Genomic DNA, 14,557 nt, shown 5'->3' with positions numbered 1-14,557 from the left:
TTCCCCCTCCCTTGGATCACTCTGCCGCACCTTCCCCCGGCCGCGCCAGAACGGGATGTTTCACCAGCCGGTCGGCGATTGCGGCGGAGCCCGGTCGAACCGCGCTCCGCCACGCGCGACGCGGAAACCGCGGCGGCGTCCCCAGAACGCGGCCTGGACGGCATGGAACCGGGCCCAGCGCTGAACCGAATTCGGCGAAAACGTCCAGCGTACGGTGCAGGGCCTTGCCCAGATCGTCCGCTTCGAGGAGGGTCAGGACGGGCGACTTGAGCAGGGCGCCGGCGTCGCAGGCCCGCGTATCCCTTGAGGGCGACGGCCGGCCACGGCTCACGGTCGGCGCGCAGAATGTTCCCGGGTGCGGGCCGCCGTGGAGGATGACGTCCGGCTGTACGCGTCCCAGCTCGCCGGCGGTCGACACGGCGGCGTCCACCACGTACGGCGGCAGGCTGTGCGTCAGCTCCTTGGTGTCCTCGCGCACCCGCTCCTCCCATTCGCCCGCCTGCTCCTGCAGCCGGGCCACCCACCTCAACGCGCCCAACGGACATCAGCCGCTCTACGAAACTTCACCTGCCTCCGCCCACCTCACCCCTTCCCGACGAACCCTGCCCGCCCTGCCTCAGCCCGCCCCTGCCCCGCCCAACCCGCCCCACCAGCCTGGCCTGCCCTCGCTCAACCTGCCCCACCAGCCTGGCCTGCCCTGCCCACCCCTACCTGCCCTGCCCGCCCCTACCGGCTGTGCCCGGCCTGCCGTGCAACCCGCCCAACCCGCTTTACCCGCCTTGCCCGCCTTGCCCGCCGCAGGCCGTACGGACCTCCGCCACGAGACGGGCCGCCGCGTCGATGGTGGCGCCGATCTCCTCCGGTGTGCGCCCGACCGCCGCCAGCACCTCTCCCGCCCGCTCACCGAACCCCTCAGGCGCCGACGGCAGCCGCGCCGCCGAGGCGACCATGCCCTTCTCGTTGATCAACCAGGCCCCATCGGCCGCGTGCAGCGCGTGACAGGCCACACCGACCGCGCGGAACAGCGCCCCCGCCGCATACGCCGGATCGCCGCCGGCGGCACCGTACCGAGCCGTGGACAGGGCGAAGTCACACTCCCAGAGACGACCGATCATCGCCTCGCGCAGCGCCGGCGGGTAGTGCGCGGCCTCCTCGCGCAATGCGCCCACCTCCCCCGTGGGATCGGCGAGCACCTGGCACAGGGCGACCTCACCGGCATAGGCGCACGAGTAGAACCCGAGAGGGTGCCCCACCTGGAAACCGATCTCGTAGCGGCCCTCCTGACAGTCGCGCCAGACGTCCCGTACACGATCGAGGTCGCGGTAGATCCAGTCCACCCGCCACCCGTCCACCGTGAGCCAGCCACCCCCATCCACCCACGGCCCCCAGCCGCCGGGCTCCGTCACGTCGGTGTCCTGGCCCGTCACCTCCCGGGCGAGCGCGCGCAGCCGGTCGACGTCGAGCCCACCCCGGTAGTAGAGACCGAGGTCGATATCGGAGTCCGGGCGATGGGTGCCCCGGGCCCGGCTACCGCCCAGGACGACCGCCACCACCCCGGGCACCTCGGCCAGCCGGGCGGCGATGCCGTGAAGATCAGGATTGCTCACGAGATCGAGCTTAGGGGGCAGTCCGAGCACCAGAGCTGTCTTGACAATGATTTTTTTCGGTGCCATCGTTTCATCCATGTACGAAGTGGCGGTGATCGAAGACCCCGCGGCAGCCGAGGCGTCGCTCGACCCCATGCGCTCGAAGCTGCTGGCCGAGCTGGTGGAGCCGGGCTCCGCCACCTCGCTGGCCGCCAAGGTGGGCCTGGCCAGGCAGAAGGTCAACTACCACCTGCGCACGCTGGAGAAACACGGCCTGGTGGAGCTGATCGAGGAACGCAGGAAAGGCAACGTCACCGAACGCGTGATGCAGGCCACCGCGGCCTCCTTCGTCATCTCCCCGACCGCGCTGGCCTCCGTACAACCCGACCCCGCCCGCTCACCCGACCGGCTGTCGGCGCGCTGGCTGCTGGCGCTCGCCGCGCAGCTCGTACGCGACGTCGGCACGCTCCTCACCGGCGCCGCGAAGGCGCAGAAGCGGGTGGCGACGTTCGCCATCGACGGCGAGGTACGCTTCGCGTCCGCCGCCGACCGGGCCGCGTTCGCGGAGGAGCTGGCGGAGTGCGTGACCTCACTGGTCAGCAAATACCACGACGAATCCGCCGAGGGCGGGCGCGACCACCGGCTCATCGTGGCCGTCCATCCCGCCGTGAACAAGGAGCGCTGACGTGGGGCACGAGTTCGAGCTCCCCCAGGAGGCCCAGGTCAACGCCACGCCGGAGGAGGTGTGGGCGGCCATCTCGACGGGGCCCGGCATCGACTCGTGGTTCATGGGGCGCAGCGAGGTGGCCGGCGGTGTCGTACGCACCGCGTTCGGGGCCTACGACCTGCCCCCGTCCACCGTGACCTCCGCCGAACCCCTCGAACGCTTCGCGCACACCAGCGACACGGGCGACGACGGGCGTTTCGTGGCCTACGAGTTCATGATCGAGGGCCGCGACCGCAGCAGCACCGTCGTACGCATGGTGACCAGCGGTTTCCTGCCGGGCGACGACTGGCACGACGAGTTCGAGGCCATGTCCAGGGGCCTGGAGGGCTACTTCGCGACGCTGATCGAGTACCTCGGTCACTTCGCGGGCCGGATCGCCACACCGATCACGGAGTTCGGCCCCCCGATCACCGACTGGCCACACGCCTGGGAGACCCTGTACACCGCCCTCGGCGGCCACCCCTCCCCCGGCGACCACGTCCGCTTCGGGGGCGTCGAGGGAATCGTCTTCTTCGTCAACTCCCAGGTGATCGGCATCCGCGCCGACGACGCGATCTACCGCTTCATCCAGGGCTTCGGCGGCTCCATGATCGCCGCACACCTCCTGTTCAAGGACGGCGACGACCAGGGCCCGCGATGGCTGACGTGGCTGACGGACCTGTACGCGTGATCTTCATCGAGGACCCGGCACGGGGCGGGGAACGGCGGCCCGAATACCGCGCCGCCCGGGCCGGGTCCCCGCTCAAGAACGAGGCCTCTGGATGGCTGAACGAATTCTCGAGGTCCATGTCGGATCCGGGCTGGACGAGCTGCGCTTCGGCATGAACGAGCCCCAGGCGAGGGCCGCGTTATCCGCATTCGGCAACCTCCTGGACGCCACGGCTCCCGGAGGTGCGCTCACTCTTCACACGAAAGGCTCCGACGACTCATTTTCGTGTACGCCGCTTTCAAGGCCGACGGATCTCTGTTCACTCTTGAGGCCTGGCGACCGGATGACATTTCCCTGGTCGAAGTGACCCTCTATGGCATCCCCCTCTTCGCCACTCCTGCCGACGACGTCCTGGCGCAGCTGACACGGATGAGACACCGGCTCGACCTTTCGGAGAGGTTCTACCCGCATCTGCCCGAAGCGTCGATAGCGCTGGGCCGAGAGGGCGGTGACGAATGCGATGACGAGGGCCTCAGCCCTTATTTCCGCTACATATTCATCGGCCCACCCGGATATTTCGCCATGCCCGGACGCTCGTCGGCTCCGGGCGAGGTGGAGCCTTAGCGGCTACCAGGAAGCCTTCGCCACGGAGGATGAAACTCCGGTGCCGTCCGAGGGGGCAGGCCGGTGAACGGCTCCGAGAGCGGGCATTAAGAGTGCACGAAACGCGAGGTACGCCGCGTGCGTGTCAGCACCGCGCAGAATATACGGGTCATCTCCGAACACCGCCGAGATCTGCAGTCGACCGCCCAGAGCCTGAACGTAGCCAGCGATGGCCTCGACGCTGGACACTTCGCCACGTTCGATCTGCGCGACCCGGCTCTTCGTCACCCCCCATCCGATCGGCCACCTCAAGCTGCGACAGGCCCAAGGTCTTGCGCCGTTCGGCCAGGCGATGGCCATCGATGCAGGCCTGATTGCGCCGCCGCGCCTCAGCCACCGCCTCCTCTCCGCCGGAAGTGGCCACGAGGCCAGCACGAACATCACGCCACTTGAGAAAGCTCCATAGACCGCCTCCCAGGGTGGGACCGGCCTTGGCCAGGCGGTCGATGGCATCGACAACCCGCAATCCCCTACTCAAGAGCCGGGTGTGACCATACGCTCGGGAGTGGGCATGGTGACGGCGTGAGAGTCGTCGCTCTGTCCGATACGCACGCACCCAGGCGGTGGCGTACATGTCCGCCCCGGGTGGCCGAGCTGCTGCGGGGCGCGGACCTCATTCTGCATGCCGGGGACGTCTGCGTGCCCTCCGTCATCGACGAGCTGGCCGTGTACGCGCCCGTGCACGTCGTCAAGGGCAACAACGACGGGCCCGATCTGGTGGCGCCTGAGACGCTGGAGTTGACGGTGGACGAGGTGCGGATCGGGATGATTCATGACAGCGGCCCGGCCAAGGGGCGGGCGAGCCGCATGCGGCGGCGGTTTCCGCATGCGGATCTGGTCGTCTTCGGGCACTCGCACATTCCGCTGGACGAGACGGAGGGCGGGCTGAGGATCTTCAATCCGGGGTCGCCCACCGATCGGCGCCGGCAGCCGCACGGCACGCTGGGGGTGCTCACCATCGAACGAGGCGCGCTGGCCCGGGCCGAAATCGTGAACGTCACCTGACCACGCCATCTCGCGACTTTCCCGACCGGGGACGTACCTGACCACGCCGCCTCGGCCTTCCCCGACCGTGGACGTCACCTGACCACGCCATCCCCGGGCTTCTCCGACCGGGGACGTACCTGACCACGCCGCCTCGGCCTTCTCCGACCGTGGACGTCACCTGACCACGCCATCCCGGGACTTTCCCGACCGCGGACATCACCTGACCACGCCGCCTCGGCCTTCCCCGACCGTGGACGTCACCTGACCACGTCATCTCGGGACTTCTCCGCCTGGGGACGCTATTTGACCACGTCGTCTCTGGACTTCTCCAGGTTGGTCTTCAGTTCCTCCATGACCTGGGCGTAGCCGAGGTAGCTGTAGCGTTCGGCGGCGTGCCACGGGTAGAGCTGGCCGGCCTTGACGGCGGGAAGCTTGGCCCAGGTGGGCTTCTTGGCCATTTCGTCGATCTTCATGGACTGCGACCGGGCGTCAACGAGGATCACGTCGGCCTGGTACTTGTCGGCGTTCTCCCAGCTCAGCACCTCCCAGAAGCCACCTTCGCTCTCCGTGGGCTTCGACGGGTAGACGATGTTCAGGCCGAGTTCGCCCCAGTATTTGATGTCGGGGTGGTCCGGCAGGTACGCGACGTACAGGGACTCGGGCGTACCGGTGACGATCATGACCTTGAGGTCGGGCTTGGCGGCGGCGAGGGTCTTGAGTGCGGCGCCGGCCGCGTCGAAGCGGTTCTTGGCCTCGACCACAGGCGCCGCCTTGGGGTCGGCGCCGAGAGCGGTGGCGAGCTGGCCGTATTTGTCGATGATGTCCACCAGCGGTTTGCCGCTGAGCTGTACGCCGACCGACGGCGCGACCTGGTCGACCGCCGCGACCGACTGCTCGGGGATGTACCAGAGCGTGTCCTTCTGGTACATCCCCGCCACCAGCAGGTCAGGCTGCAGCGAGGCGTACTTCTCGACGTTGAACTCCCCCCACACGTTCCCAATCGACTCGACCTTGGCGATGTCGACCTCGCCCACCTCCGGGTCGCGGCCGCCGTCCTTGAGCCGGTGCGGGCCGAACACACCGATGGGGCGCACCCCGAAGTCCCACAGCGCGGCCGCGGCCGCCGACTGGGCGACGACGCGCTGCGGTCGTCGCGGCACCGAGATGTTCTTGCCGCGGTCGTCGGTCCAGGTCCAGGCGCCCTGCGCGCCCGAGGCGGAGGGCGCGGCGGCGGACCCGGAGGCGGAGGACCCGGGGGCAGCGGGCGCGGCGGCTGGGGGTGCGGCCGTCCCGCCGCAGGCGCTGACGCCGAGCAGCGCGGCGGCGCCGATGGCGACGAGGGTGCGTCGCGGGACAGTGGCCATGGAATCTCCTCTTTGCGCAGGCTTTGCCCTTCCGACGGAATATTAGATTAGCCTTACCTAACTTCGAAAGTCCCCCTACGTCCAGCGAGGAAGACCGGTCGGCCATCCGTACGACCGGCGGTGTACGGGATCCGGCGACGGGCGACCGATTCGTGACCGGGCGCGACCGCCGATTCTGGAGGCCGTAAGAGGCTTAAGGCGCGGCGGTAAGGCGACCAGAACGGCGTCGTAAGCGCCCTCGAGCACTCTGATCTCAGTCGAAGAGAGCCGCTGACGTGAAGGGCCGGAACCATGAGCCAGCCGTACATCATCCAGGATGAGATCCGCCTTCCCGGCTTCACCGGGACCGTGCACCTGCCGGGCGAGGCCGGTTACGACGAGCTGCGCCGTTCGCTCAATCCGTCGGTGGACTCCCGCCCGGCGCTGGTGGCCGAGGCGTACGGGGCCGCGGACGTGCGGGCTGCGCTGCTGGCGGCGCGCGGGCATGGGGTGCCGTTCGCGGTGCAGGCGACCGGGCACGGCACGCACACCGCCTGCGACGGCGGTGTGCTGGTCAGGACGTCCCCGATGGCGTCGGTGCTGGTGGACCCGGCCCGCCGGATCGCCCGCGTCGGGCCCGGCGCGCGCTGGGGCGAGGTCATCGCCGCCGCCGCTCCGTTCGGCCTGGCGCCGCTGTCGGGGTCGTCGCCGTCCGTCGGCGTCACCGGCTACACGCTGGGCGGCGGGCTCGGCTGGCTGGCGCGCAAGCACGGGTTCGCCGCCGACAGCGTGGTGCGGGCCGAGGTGCTGCTGGCAGACGGCCGGCACGTCACCGCCAGTGCCGACAGCCACCCCGAGCTGTTCTGGGCGCTGCGCGGCGGCGGTGGCGGGTTCGGCGTGGTGACCTCGCTGGAGTTCCGGCTGTACCCGGTTTCGCGGGTGTACTCCGGGTTCGCGTACTTCCCGATCGAGGCGGCGGCGGAGACGCTGAGCGCGTACCGGAACTGGATCGAGGACGCTCCCGACGAGATCAGCACGGCCGTGGTGTTCAAGCGGATGCCCGGCGACGAGCAGGTCCCGGCGGCGGTGCGCGGGCGGCACGTGGTGATGCTGAAGGTCGTGCACACGGGCGCGGCCGAGGAGGCCAGGCGGCTGCTGGCGCCGCTGTTCCGGGCGGCGGGGCCGGCGCTGCTGGACGAGACGCGGGAGAGCTCGTACGCGGCCACCGCCATGGGCGGCACGCCGAACCGGCACATGGACATGTTCGACGCCGTGCCCGACGAGGTCATCGACACGCTGGTGAGGACGGCGGAGCACGCGCAGACCGTCGAGATCCGGCACTGGGGCGGGGCGATGGGCCGGCCGGGGCCGGACGCCGGGCCTGTCACGCACCGGTCGACCAGGCTGTCGGTGATCGTGGACACCGTGGTGCCCGGCCTGGCGGACGAACTGCGGCCGTACGCCAACGGCGGCACCTTCCTGAACTTCCTGGCCGACCCCGCACGGACCGCGGCGGCCTATGCGAGCGGGGATTACGCGCGACTGCGGGAGGTCAAGCGCGCCTACGACCCGGACCACTTCTTCCGCGTCGGCCACGTCGTCACCACGTGAGCGGGCCAGGGTCCGGGTCCGGGGCATGGCCGGGCCGGGCCGGGCCAGGAGCAGGGACAGGAACAGGTGACCGGCTTGACACCCTTCAAGCCAGCCCCGCCTCCGGAACATCCCTCCGCCCCGTCGCCACCTGAACCGCCCACGGCTCCGGAACGTCCCTGTGCGTCTTACGGCCGTCTGAACCACCCGCACCTCCGAGACGCCCCTCCGCCCCGTCGCCGCCTCAAGCGCCCGCACCTCCGAGACGCCCCTGACCGCCCCCCACCGCCTGAGTCGTCCGCGCCTTCGGGACAGGCCCTGCGCCCTGCGGTCGCCTGCAGCAGCCGGATCCGTTGGGTCGCGTCGGCAGCGGCCGAGCCCGCATCACGATCTTCAAGGCACCGAGGAACAGACCCCGGCGGCGGCCGGCCGACCGACCGCAACCCCGCGACCCCCAGGGCGGCCGCGCTTCGTGACCTGATCGTGTGCTCCACCGGCGGCCCGCGGGCGACCCCCCGTGGGACACGGCGAGCGGGCGGCCGAAGGACGCCGCCGCACGGAACAGGGAGAGCAGGCGGCCGAAAGGTGCCGCCGCACGGAACGAGACGAGCAGGTGGCCGAAGAATGCCGCCGCACGGAACGGGGCAAGCAGGCGGTCAAAGGGCGACGCCGCGCAAGACGAGGTCGTCATGTCTCCGTGCACACCTCGACATCGAGGCCCGCGTCGCGGCACTCGGCCACGACCTGGCCGTCCGCCGCCGCTCCGGTCAGCAGCAGATCGGCCTCGTCGAGCGCACAGATCGGGGCCAGCTCGATCCGCCCCACCTTGGAGCCGTCGGCCACGAAGATCCGCCGCCCCGCCGAACTGATCATGGCCTGTTTGAGCTCCGCCTCCGGCAGGTTGAGGTTGGTGAAACCCCGCTTGGGGTGGACGCCGTTGCACCCGAGAAAGACGGTGTCGGCGTTGATCTGGGCCAGCATGCCGGCGCCGAGCGGGTTGACGAGCGAGTGCTGGAGCGGGCGGACCGTGCCGCCGGTGACGACGACGGTGAAGCGCGGGATGGCCCGTTCGAGCTCCAGCGCGATCGCCAGCCCGTTGGTGAAGATCACCACATCACGCAGATCGGCGCGCTCGACGAGCGCCCTGGCCGTGGCCATGGTGGTGCTGCCCGCCTCCAGGATCACGCTCTCGCCGGAGGTGATCAGCCGCGCGGCGGCCCGGCCGATGAGGGTCTTCTCCCCGACGGCGGCGTCCATCGCATCCTCGAAGGAGGACTCGACGATCCCACCGGCGCGGCTGGCCCGCGACGTGCCGCGTTCGAAGGCCAGCGCGCCGCCTCGCACCCGTTTCAGCAGGCCCTGCCCTTCGAGCACGTCGAGGTCGCTGCGCACGGTGACCCGTGAGATGCCGAACGTCTCCGCCAGATCGCCCACCCGGACGAACCCCCGGTCGGACACCAGGGTGGCGATCTGCTCACGGCGGCCTTGCGTCGGCATGCCCTCGGGCTCGGCGGTCATGCCGGCCATGCTGCCAGCCCTTTCCGAACCTTGTCAAACGGCAAGCTACTTTCCCTTCAGAAAGCCATTGACAGACTTATGGGTGGTTTCGCACGATAAACACGCACCAAAACGACGGAAAGGGAAGCATGTGACTCTCCAGGCGACGGTACGGCTGCCGATCGACGACGGCGAGCACTGGTGGGGCGGGGCGACGGTGGACGGGCTCAGCATGCCGTTCGCCGACGGCTTCCGTACGGACCTGCGCGACCTCGGCGGCAACCAGGGCATGCCGATGCTGCTGTCGAGCAAGGGCCGCTACGTCTGGTCCGACCGCCCATTCGCGATCGAAATGACCGGCGGCGAGCTGCTCCTGAGCGCAGACGTCGCGGCGGGCGTCGTGATCGAGGATGGACACCGCGACCTGCCTGGCGTCTACCGGCACCTGGCCGCGACCCGCTTCCGTCCCGACGGGCGGCTGCCGGATCCCGCGCTGTTCACGTCCCCGCAGTACAACCTGTGGATCGAGAACCTCTACGAGCCGACCCAGGAAGGCGTACTCGGCTACGCCCAGGCGGTGCTCAGGGAGGGTTTCCCGCCCGGCGTGCTGATGATCGACGACCGCTGGCACGAGGAGTACGGCCAGTGGACCTTCCACTCCGGGCGCTTCCCTGACCCGGCCGGCATGGTCGCCCGGCTGCACGAGCTGGGCTTCAAGGTGATGCTCTGGATCGTGCCGTACGTGACCCCCGACTCCAGGGTCTTCCGCGCCCTGAAGGCCGCGAACCTGCTGATCCGCGACCGGCACGGCCGACCGGCGATCGGCGAATGGTGGAACGGCTACGGCGCGGCCCTCGACCTGCTCGAACCGGCGGCACTGCGATGGTTGTCGGACGAGCTCGGCCGGCTGCGCCGGGAGATCGGGATCGACGGGTTCAAGTTCGACGGCGGCGAGGCGCCCTTCTACGCGGCGCTTGGGTGCCCGGATCCGCAGGCCTACACGATCGCCTGGAACCGCTTCGGGCTCCCGTACCCCTTGAACGAGTTCCGCGACGCGTGGCTGGCCGCCGGCCTGCCGCTGGCGCAGCGGCAGCGCGACAAGCACCACGCCTGGGAGGGGCGCGACGGGCTGGCCGCCCTCGTCCCGAACGCACTCGCGCAGTCGCTGACCGGGCACGCCTACACCTGCCCCGACATGATCGGCGGCGGCGAGTACCAGTCGTTCACCAGCGCCGACTTCGACCCCGAGCTGTTCGTCCGTTACGCCCAGGCGTCGGCGCTCTTCCCGATGATGCAGTTCTCGGCGGCGCCGTGGCGCCTGCTCCCGGCCGGCCACCTCGACCTCTGCCGGCAGGCCGCCGCGCTGCACACGCGTTTCGGCACGGAGATCCTCGCGCTGGCCAAGGAGTCGGCCCAGACCGGCGATCCGATCATTCGCCCTCTGGAGTTCGAGCATCCGGGCCGGGGCTACGCCGGGGTCATCGACCAGTTCATGCTCGGCCCCGACGTGCTCGTCGCGCCCGTCCTCACCCGGGGAGCGACCTCACGCGATGTCGTCCTGCCGCCGGGCCGCTGGCGGGCCGACGACGGCTCCGTCCACGACGGTGACTCGACCGTCACCGTCGGCGCGCCCCTGTCCCGGCTGCCCTGGTTCCGCCTCGACCGCTGATTATGACGTACGTTATATTCCGTGGTAGAAGGTGGCGGTATGCGTGAGCTCGTCTTCCTGCGCAGCGGCACCCTCGCCTGGCGCGCACGTGAGGCACCCCGCCTGACCGACCCGGGCGACGCCATCGTCCGCCCCTTCCTCGCCGCCCGCTGCGACGGCGACACCCTCCCCATCCACCGGCCGGTCTCCCGGGCGCTCCAAGCCGGCATGGCGCTCGGCCTCGTCGACCCGATCGTGGCCTCCATCTGCGGAAAGACCCCCTTCCGAGGCCCCTTCGCGATCGGCCACGAATGCGTCGCCCAGGTGATCGCCGTCGGCTCCGGCGTCCAACGGATCAAGGCCGGCCAGACGGTCGTCGTCCCCTGGGCGGTCTCCTGCGGCGCCTGCCCCCGCTGTGAGGCCGGGCTCACCTCCAAATGCGCCACCACCGCCCAGAGCACCCTCGCGGCCTACGGCTTCGGCCCCGCCAGCGGCCCATGGGGCGGCATGATCGCCGACCGGCTCCGCGTCCCGCACGCCGATCACCTGCTCGTCCCCGTCCCCGACGGCGTACCGCCGCTGCGCGTCGCCGCCGCCAGTGACAACCTCGCCGACGCCTGGCGCACCGGCGTCCCGCCCCTCGCTCAGCGTCCTGGCGGGTCCGTGCTGGTCCTCGGCGGCGGCGCCAAGAGCATCGGCCTGTACGCCGCCGGCCTGGCCGCCGCCCACGGCGCCACGACCGTCCACTACGTCGACGACAACCCGCGACGGCGCGAGCTCGCCGAATCCCTCGGCGCTCAGATCCGGCCGGTCACCGGCACCTACGACATCGTCGTCGAAGCCACCTCGCGCCCCTCCGGCCTGCGCCGCGCTCTCACCGCGACGGCTCCCGGCGGCGTGTGCACCGCGGTCGGCTACTACCTCGCGACCGGCACCCGCGTGCCCCTCATGCACATGTACGCCACCGACATCACCCTCCGGCTCGGCGTCTCCCACGCCCGCGCCACCCTCCCCGATCTTCTCGGCTTCGTGCACCGCACCGGATTCCCCGCCGAACGGGTCACCACCCTGCTCGCGGACTGGGACGACGCACCCACCGCGTACGCCGCGAGGACCACGAAGGTCGTTCTCCAGCGGAAACCGCTCACGGACCCGTCCGGGTGAGCCGGCGTCGGAGACGCCGGCGGCCAGCGCCGTGGGCCGGTCGCTCACGGGACGGCCGGATATCCGAATCGTACGTCGCAGCGCGCAGAAGATCACAAGGCCCGCTCCGTCGCCGGTGAGCGGAACCAGGCCGCGCCGCGTTGCGTGTCCATGTATTCGCGAACCCGATGGATCAGGCCGGACTCCAGCTCGAAGACGAAAACGTACTCGTTGTCGTAATGGCCGCCGTGGGCGAGGGTGGCCCGCAGCCGCATTTCGACGACCACGGTGTCGCCGTCGGCGTAGAAGCCGCCGAATTCGATGGACACGTGGTCGACGAAGACCGTCCGGAACTCCTCGGTCAGGAATCGTGCGATGCGGTCCCGGCCGATGAGATGGTGCGTTCCGTCGAGAGCGAGAGCGGTCGCGTTGCCGGCCGGGGCGAGCCATTCCGCGTCGGGGGTGAAGACGTCGCGTACCAGTTTCGCGTCACGGGTGGCGAAGACCTTCCACGCGTCGATGACGCGTTGCTTGTTCGATGCCGAGCTCATACGATGACCTTCCGTCAGAGGGGCTGCATCGCATTTTCGCGGGTCCCCGATCAGCGGGTCTGGTCATATTCGGACAGCGTCGGCGGCCGGTGGGTGCCATGGTGGAGACGTGAACGCAGTCGGCGCCGTAGTGACCACCGGTATCTACTGCCGGGACGACTGCCCGGGCCGTCCCCTCCCGTCGAACATCACCCGCTACCCGTCCGCGGCCGCCGCCGAAGCGGCCGGTTATCGCGCCTGCCATCGCTGCCGCCCGTACCGGATGGAGCCCGCCGCCGTCGCGGACATGCCCGAGCTGGTGTGCCGCGGGGTCCGGCTCATCGCCGACGGGGCGCTGGACGACGTGACGGAGAGCGGCCTCGCCGACCGGCTCGGCGTGTCGCCGCGTCACCTGCGGCGCGTGTTCCTCCAGCATGCCGGGGTCACGCCCGACCAGCTCGCCCGCTCGCGGCGCGCGCACTTCGCCCGCCGGCTGCTCGACGACACCGACCTGCGCGTCGCCGACATCGCGTTCGCGGCTGGGTTCGGCAGTGTCCGGCAGCTCAACCGGGTCCTCGCCGACGTTTTCCATGGCACCCCGCGTGAGCTGCGGGCCCGGCGGCGGGTCACCGACCGGCTCCAGACCGACGGCGGGCTGGCCATCCGGCTCGCGCACGACGGGTCACTCGATTTCGCGGCCGCCCTGCGTCACCTGGCCGAACGCGCGACACCGGCCGTCGAGGCGGTCTCCGGCAGCTCCTATCGGCGTACGATCCTGGTCGATCGCGACCCCGGCCTGATCGAGATCACCCGGCGGTCCCCGTCCGAGCTGCTGCTCGTCGCCCATCTCCCCCGGCTGCACGGCCTCATCCACCACGTACGCCGGGCCCGGAGCATCTTCGCGCTCGACGACCCCGCGACGACGTGGGGTTCCTGGGATCCGTTCGAGGCCGGTGTGTACGACATCGTGCGTGCCGGGGTGGCGGACGCGGCGCGGGCGCGGGCCATCCTGGGTGACCTCGCCCACCGGTACGGCGAGGTCGTGCCCGGCCTCGCCCCGACCGGCCTGACCAGGATGTTCCCGCGACCCGGTGCCCTCGCCCGGGCCGATCTCGACGGGCTGCCCCTCCCCACCGTCCAGGTCCTGCGGGCGTTCGCCGGCGGGGAGGGCTGAGCTCGGGGCTCAGCGGTGCAGGATGGTCTCCCGCTCCATGTGCGACAGCTTCTCGGGGTTGCGCACGGCGTACAGACCGGTGATGAGACCGTCGTCGACGCGCACCGCCATGACGGTGTCGATGTCGCCGTCGAGCCGGACGATCATCGCCGGGTGGCCGTTGACGTGCGCCAGCCGCAGCGTCCTCGTGTCGGCGATCTTGCTCAGCAGGTCGGCCACCTGCCCGGCTCCCACGATGGGCTCCAACGCGGCCAGCTTGACGCCGCCGCCGTCGGCGAGGAGGACGACGTCCGGCGCGAGAACGTCGAGCAGACGTTGCAGATCACCCGTTTCGACCGCCCGCTGGAACGCCTCCAGCGCGCCGCGGGTCTCGGCCGCGGAGACGGCGCCGCGGGGCCGGCGGGCCGCGACGTGCGCCCGCGCCCGGTGTGCGATCTGGCGGACCGCGACCGGGCTCTTGCCGACGGCCTCGGCGATCTCGCCGTACTCCAGGTCGAACACCTCGCGCAGCACGAACACCGCCCGCTCGGTCGGCGTGAGCGTCTCCATCACCAGCAGCATCGCCATCGAGACACTGTCGGCCAGCTCGACGTCCTCGGCCACGTCGGGCGCGGTCAGCAACGGCTCGGGCAGCCAGGGGCCGACGTAGGACTCCTTGCGCCGGCCGAGCGTGCGCAGTCGTTTCAGCGCCTGGCGGGTGGTGATCCGGACCAGGTACGCCCGCTGCTCGCGCACCATGTCCAGGTCGACGCCCGCCCAGAGCAGCCAGGTCTCCTGCAGGACGTCCTCGGCGTCGGCGGCCGAGCCGAGCATCTCGTACGCGACGGTGAACAGCAGGTTGCGGTGGGCGACGAACGCCTTGGTGGCGTTGTCATGACCGTCTGTCGGTTCACTCATTACGGATTCCTGCCTGTTCGTACTCGACTGTGCCACGCATAAGATCCCGGACCCCACCGCTTTGTGACACCCGAAATCGGTGACGCACGTCACACTTCCACGCTGTCACAAGGATCGGGCCGC

General features: G+C 70.5%; 15 protein-coding genes. 9 read left to right on the top strand and 6 right to left on the bottom strand.

The genetic code is table 11. From position 1 onward, the window contains the following. Positions 1-16 precede the first annotated feature (16 nt). A complete protein-coding gene (locus C4V41_RS38760; RefSeq protein WP_103960983.1) occupies positions 17-520 on the bottom strand; it encodes a hypothetical protein in 504 nt (167 codons plus the stop codon). 250 nt (positions 521-770) lie between these two features. After that, positions 771-1,607: a nucleotidyltransferase domain-containing protein gene (locus tag C4V41_RS38755; RefSeq protein WP_235030652.1), complete on the bottom strand. Its 837-nt coding sequence runs from the start codon at positions 1,605-1,607 to the stop codon at positions 771-773. 76 nt (positions 1,608-1,683) lie between these two features. On the opposite strand from C4V41_RS38755, the gene C4V41_RS38750 reads away from it, so the two are divergent. The 5 genes from C4V41_RS38750 (at position 1,684) to C4V41_RS38730 (ending at position 4,630) form a co-directional block, all read left to right on the top strand. Continuing rightward, positions 1,684-2,271, top strand: coding sequence for an ArsR/SmtB family transcription factor (locus tag C4V41_RS38750; protein WP_200824507.1), 588 nt, complete (start codon positions 1,684-1,686; stop codon positions 2,269-2,271). A 1-nt stretch (position 2,272) separates the two neighbouring features. Continuing rightward, complete coding sequence (locus C4V41_RS38745; RefSeq protein ID WP_103960981.1) at positions 2,273-2,983, top strand: SRPBCC family protein; 711 nt, start codon at positions 2,273-2,275, stop codon at positions 2,981-2,983. Positions 2,984-3,247: 264 nt separating this feature from the next. Continuing rightward, positions 3,248-3,586: a hypothetical protein gene (locus C4V41_RS38740; RefSeq protein WP_103960980.1), complete on the top strand. Its 339-nt coding sequence runs from the start codon at positions 3,248-3,250 to the stop codon at positions 3,584-3,586. A 208-nt stretch (positions 3,587-3,794) separates the two neighbouring features. Continuing rightward, positions 3,795-4,031, top strand: a complete 237-nt coding sequence (locus C4V41_RS62245; RefSeq protein ID WP_160150533.1) for a hypothetical protein — start codon at positions 3,795-3,797, stop codon at positions 4,029-4,031. Between the two features lie 116 nt (positions 4,032-4,147). After that, positions 4,148-4,630 carry a metallophosphoesterase family protein gene (locus C4V41_RS38730; protein ID WP_103960979.1) on the top strand — a complete coding sequence of 161 codons (483 nt, stop codon included), beginning with the start codon at positions 4,148-4,150 and terminating at the stop codon, positions 4,628-4,630. A gap of 281 nt (positions 4,631-4,911) precedes the next feature. Here the strand turns inward: C4V41_RS38730 and C4V41_RS38725 are convergent, their stop codons facing one another. Then, positions 4,912-5,976, bottom strand: a complete 1,065-nt coding sequence (locus C4V41_RS38725) for an ABC transporter substrate-binding protein (RefSeq protein ID WP_103960978.1) — start codon at positions 5,974-5,976, stop codon at positions 4,912-4,914. A gap of 291 nt (positions 5,977-6,267) precedes the next feature. Here C4V41_RS38725 and C4V41_RS38720 point away from each other — a divergent pair, with 291 nt between their 5' ends. Further along, positions 6,268-7,566 (top strand): FAD-binding oxidoreductase, encoded by a 1,299-nt coding sequence (locus C4V41_RS38720; RefSeq protein ID WP_103960977.1) that lies wholly within the window; start codon positions 6,268-6,270, stop codon positions 7,564-7,566. 666 nt (positions 7,567-8,232) lie between these two features. Here the strand turns inward: C4V41_RS38720 and C4V41_RS38715 are convergent. Then, positions 8,233-9,063 carry a DeoR/GlpR family DNA-binding transcription regulator gene (locus C4V41_RS38715; protein ID WP_103961179.1) on the bottom strand — a complete coding sequence of 277 codons (831 nt, stop codon included), beginning with the start codon at positions 9,061-9,063 and terminating at the stop codon, positions 8,233-8,235. Positions 9,064-9,193: 130 nt separating this feature from the next. On the opposite strand from C4V41_RS38715, the gene C4V41_RS38710 reads away from it, so the two are divergent. Both C4V41_RS38710 and C4V41_RS38705 read left to right on the top strand, forming a co-directional pair. After that, on the top strand, positions 9,194-10,711 hold the full coding sequence (locus tag C4V41_RS38710) for a glycoside hydrolase family 31 protein (protein ID WP_200824506.1): 1,518 nt from the start codon (positions 9,194-9,196) through the stop codon (positions 10,709-10,711). A gap of 39 nt (positions 10,712-10,750) precedes the next feature. Further along, positions 10,751-11,854 (top strand): alcohol dehydrogenase catalytic domain-containing protein, encoded by a 1,104-nt coding sequence (locus tag C4V41_RS38705; RefSeq protein WP_103960975.1) that lies wholly within the window; start codon positions 10,751-10,753, stop codon positions 11,852-11,854. 92 nt (positions 11,855-11,946) lie between these two features. On the opposite strand, the gene C4V41_RS38700 is transcribed toward C4V41_RS38705, so the two are convergent. Then, positions 11,947-12,384 carry a nuclear transport factor 2 family protein gene (locus C4V41_RS38700; protein WP_103960974.1) on the bottom strand — a complete coding sequence of 146 codons (438 nt, stop codon included), beginning with the start codon at positions 12,382-12,384 and terminating at the stop codon, positions 11,947-11,949. Between the two features lie 109 nt (positions 12,385-12,493). Here C4V41_RS38700 and C4V41_RS38695 point away from each other — a divergent pair, with 109 nt between their 5' ends. Continuing rightward, positions 12,494-13,537, top strand: coding sequence for a helix-turn-helix domain-containing protein (locus C4V41_RS38695; RefSeq protein WP_103960973.1), 1,044 nt, complete (start codon positions 12,494-12,496; stop codon positions 13,535-13,537). A gap of 9 nt (positions 13,538-13,546) precedes the next feature. Here the strand turns inward: C4V41_RS38695 and C4V41_RS38690 are convergent, their stop codons facing one another. Further along, on the bottom strand, positions 13,547-14,434 hold the full coding sequence (locus tag C4V41_RS38690) for an RNA polymerase sigma-70 factor (RefSeq protein ID WP_103960972.1): 888 nt from the start codon (positions 14,432-14,434) through the stop codon (positions 13,547-13,549). Between the last annotated feature and the right edge of the window lie 123 nt (positions 14,435-14,557).

Source organism: Nonomuraea solani, assembly GCF_900108335.1.
GTDB classification, from domain to species: Bacteria; Actinomycetota; Actinomycetes; order Streptosporangiales; family Streptosporangiaceae; genus Nonomuraea; species Nonomuraea solani.
The sequence above is the reverse complement of the archived record's forward strand: the minus strand, read 5'-3'. Positions and strand labels throughout refer to the sequence as shown.

What these genes read in the sequence shown, in the direction of transcription:
- C4V41_RS38750 (WP_200824507.1), top strand. Translation starts at nt 1,684, where the DNA reads ATGTACGAAGTGGCGGTGATCGAAGACCCCGCGGCAGCCGAGGCGTCG.
- C4V41_RS62245 (WP_160150533.1), top strand. Translation starts at nt 3,795, where the DNA reads ATGGCCTCGACGCTGGACACTTCGCCACGTTCGATCTGCGCGACCCGG.
- C4V41_RS38725 (WP_103960978.1), bottom strand. Translation starts at nt 5,976, where the DNA reads ATGGCCACTGTCCCGCGACGCACCCTCGTCGCCATCGGCGCCGCCGCG.
- C4V41_RS38720 (WP_103960977.1), top strand. Translation starts at nt 6,268, where the DNA reads ATGAGCCAGCCGTACATCATCCAGGATGAGATCCGCCTTCCCGGCTTC.
- C4V41_RS38715 (WP_103961179.1), bottom strand. Translation starts at nt 9,063, where the DNA reads ATGACCGCCGAGCCCGAGGGCATGCCGACGCAAGGCCGCCGTGAGCAG.
- C4V41_RS38705 (WP_103960975.1), top strand. Translation starts at nt 10,751, where the DNA reads ATGCGTGAGCTCGTCTTCCTGCGCAGCGGCACCCTCGCCTGGCGCGCA.
- C4V41_RS38700 (WP_103960974.1), bottom strand. Translation starts at nt 12,384, where the DNA reads ATGAGCTCGGCATCGAACAAGCAACGCGTCATCGACGCGTGGAAGGTC.
- C4V41_RS38690 (WP_103960972.1), bottom strand. Translation starts at nt 14,434, where the DNA reads ATGAGTGAACCGACAGACGGTCATGACAACGCCACCAAGGCGTTCGTC.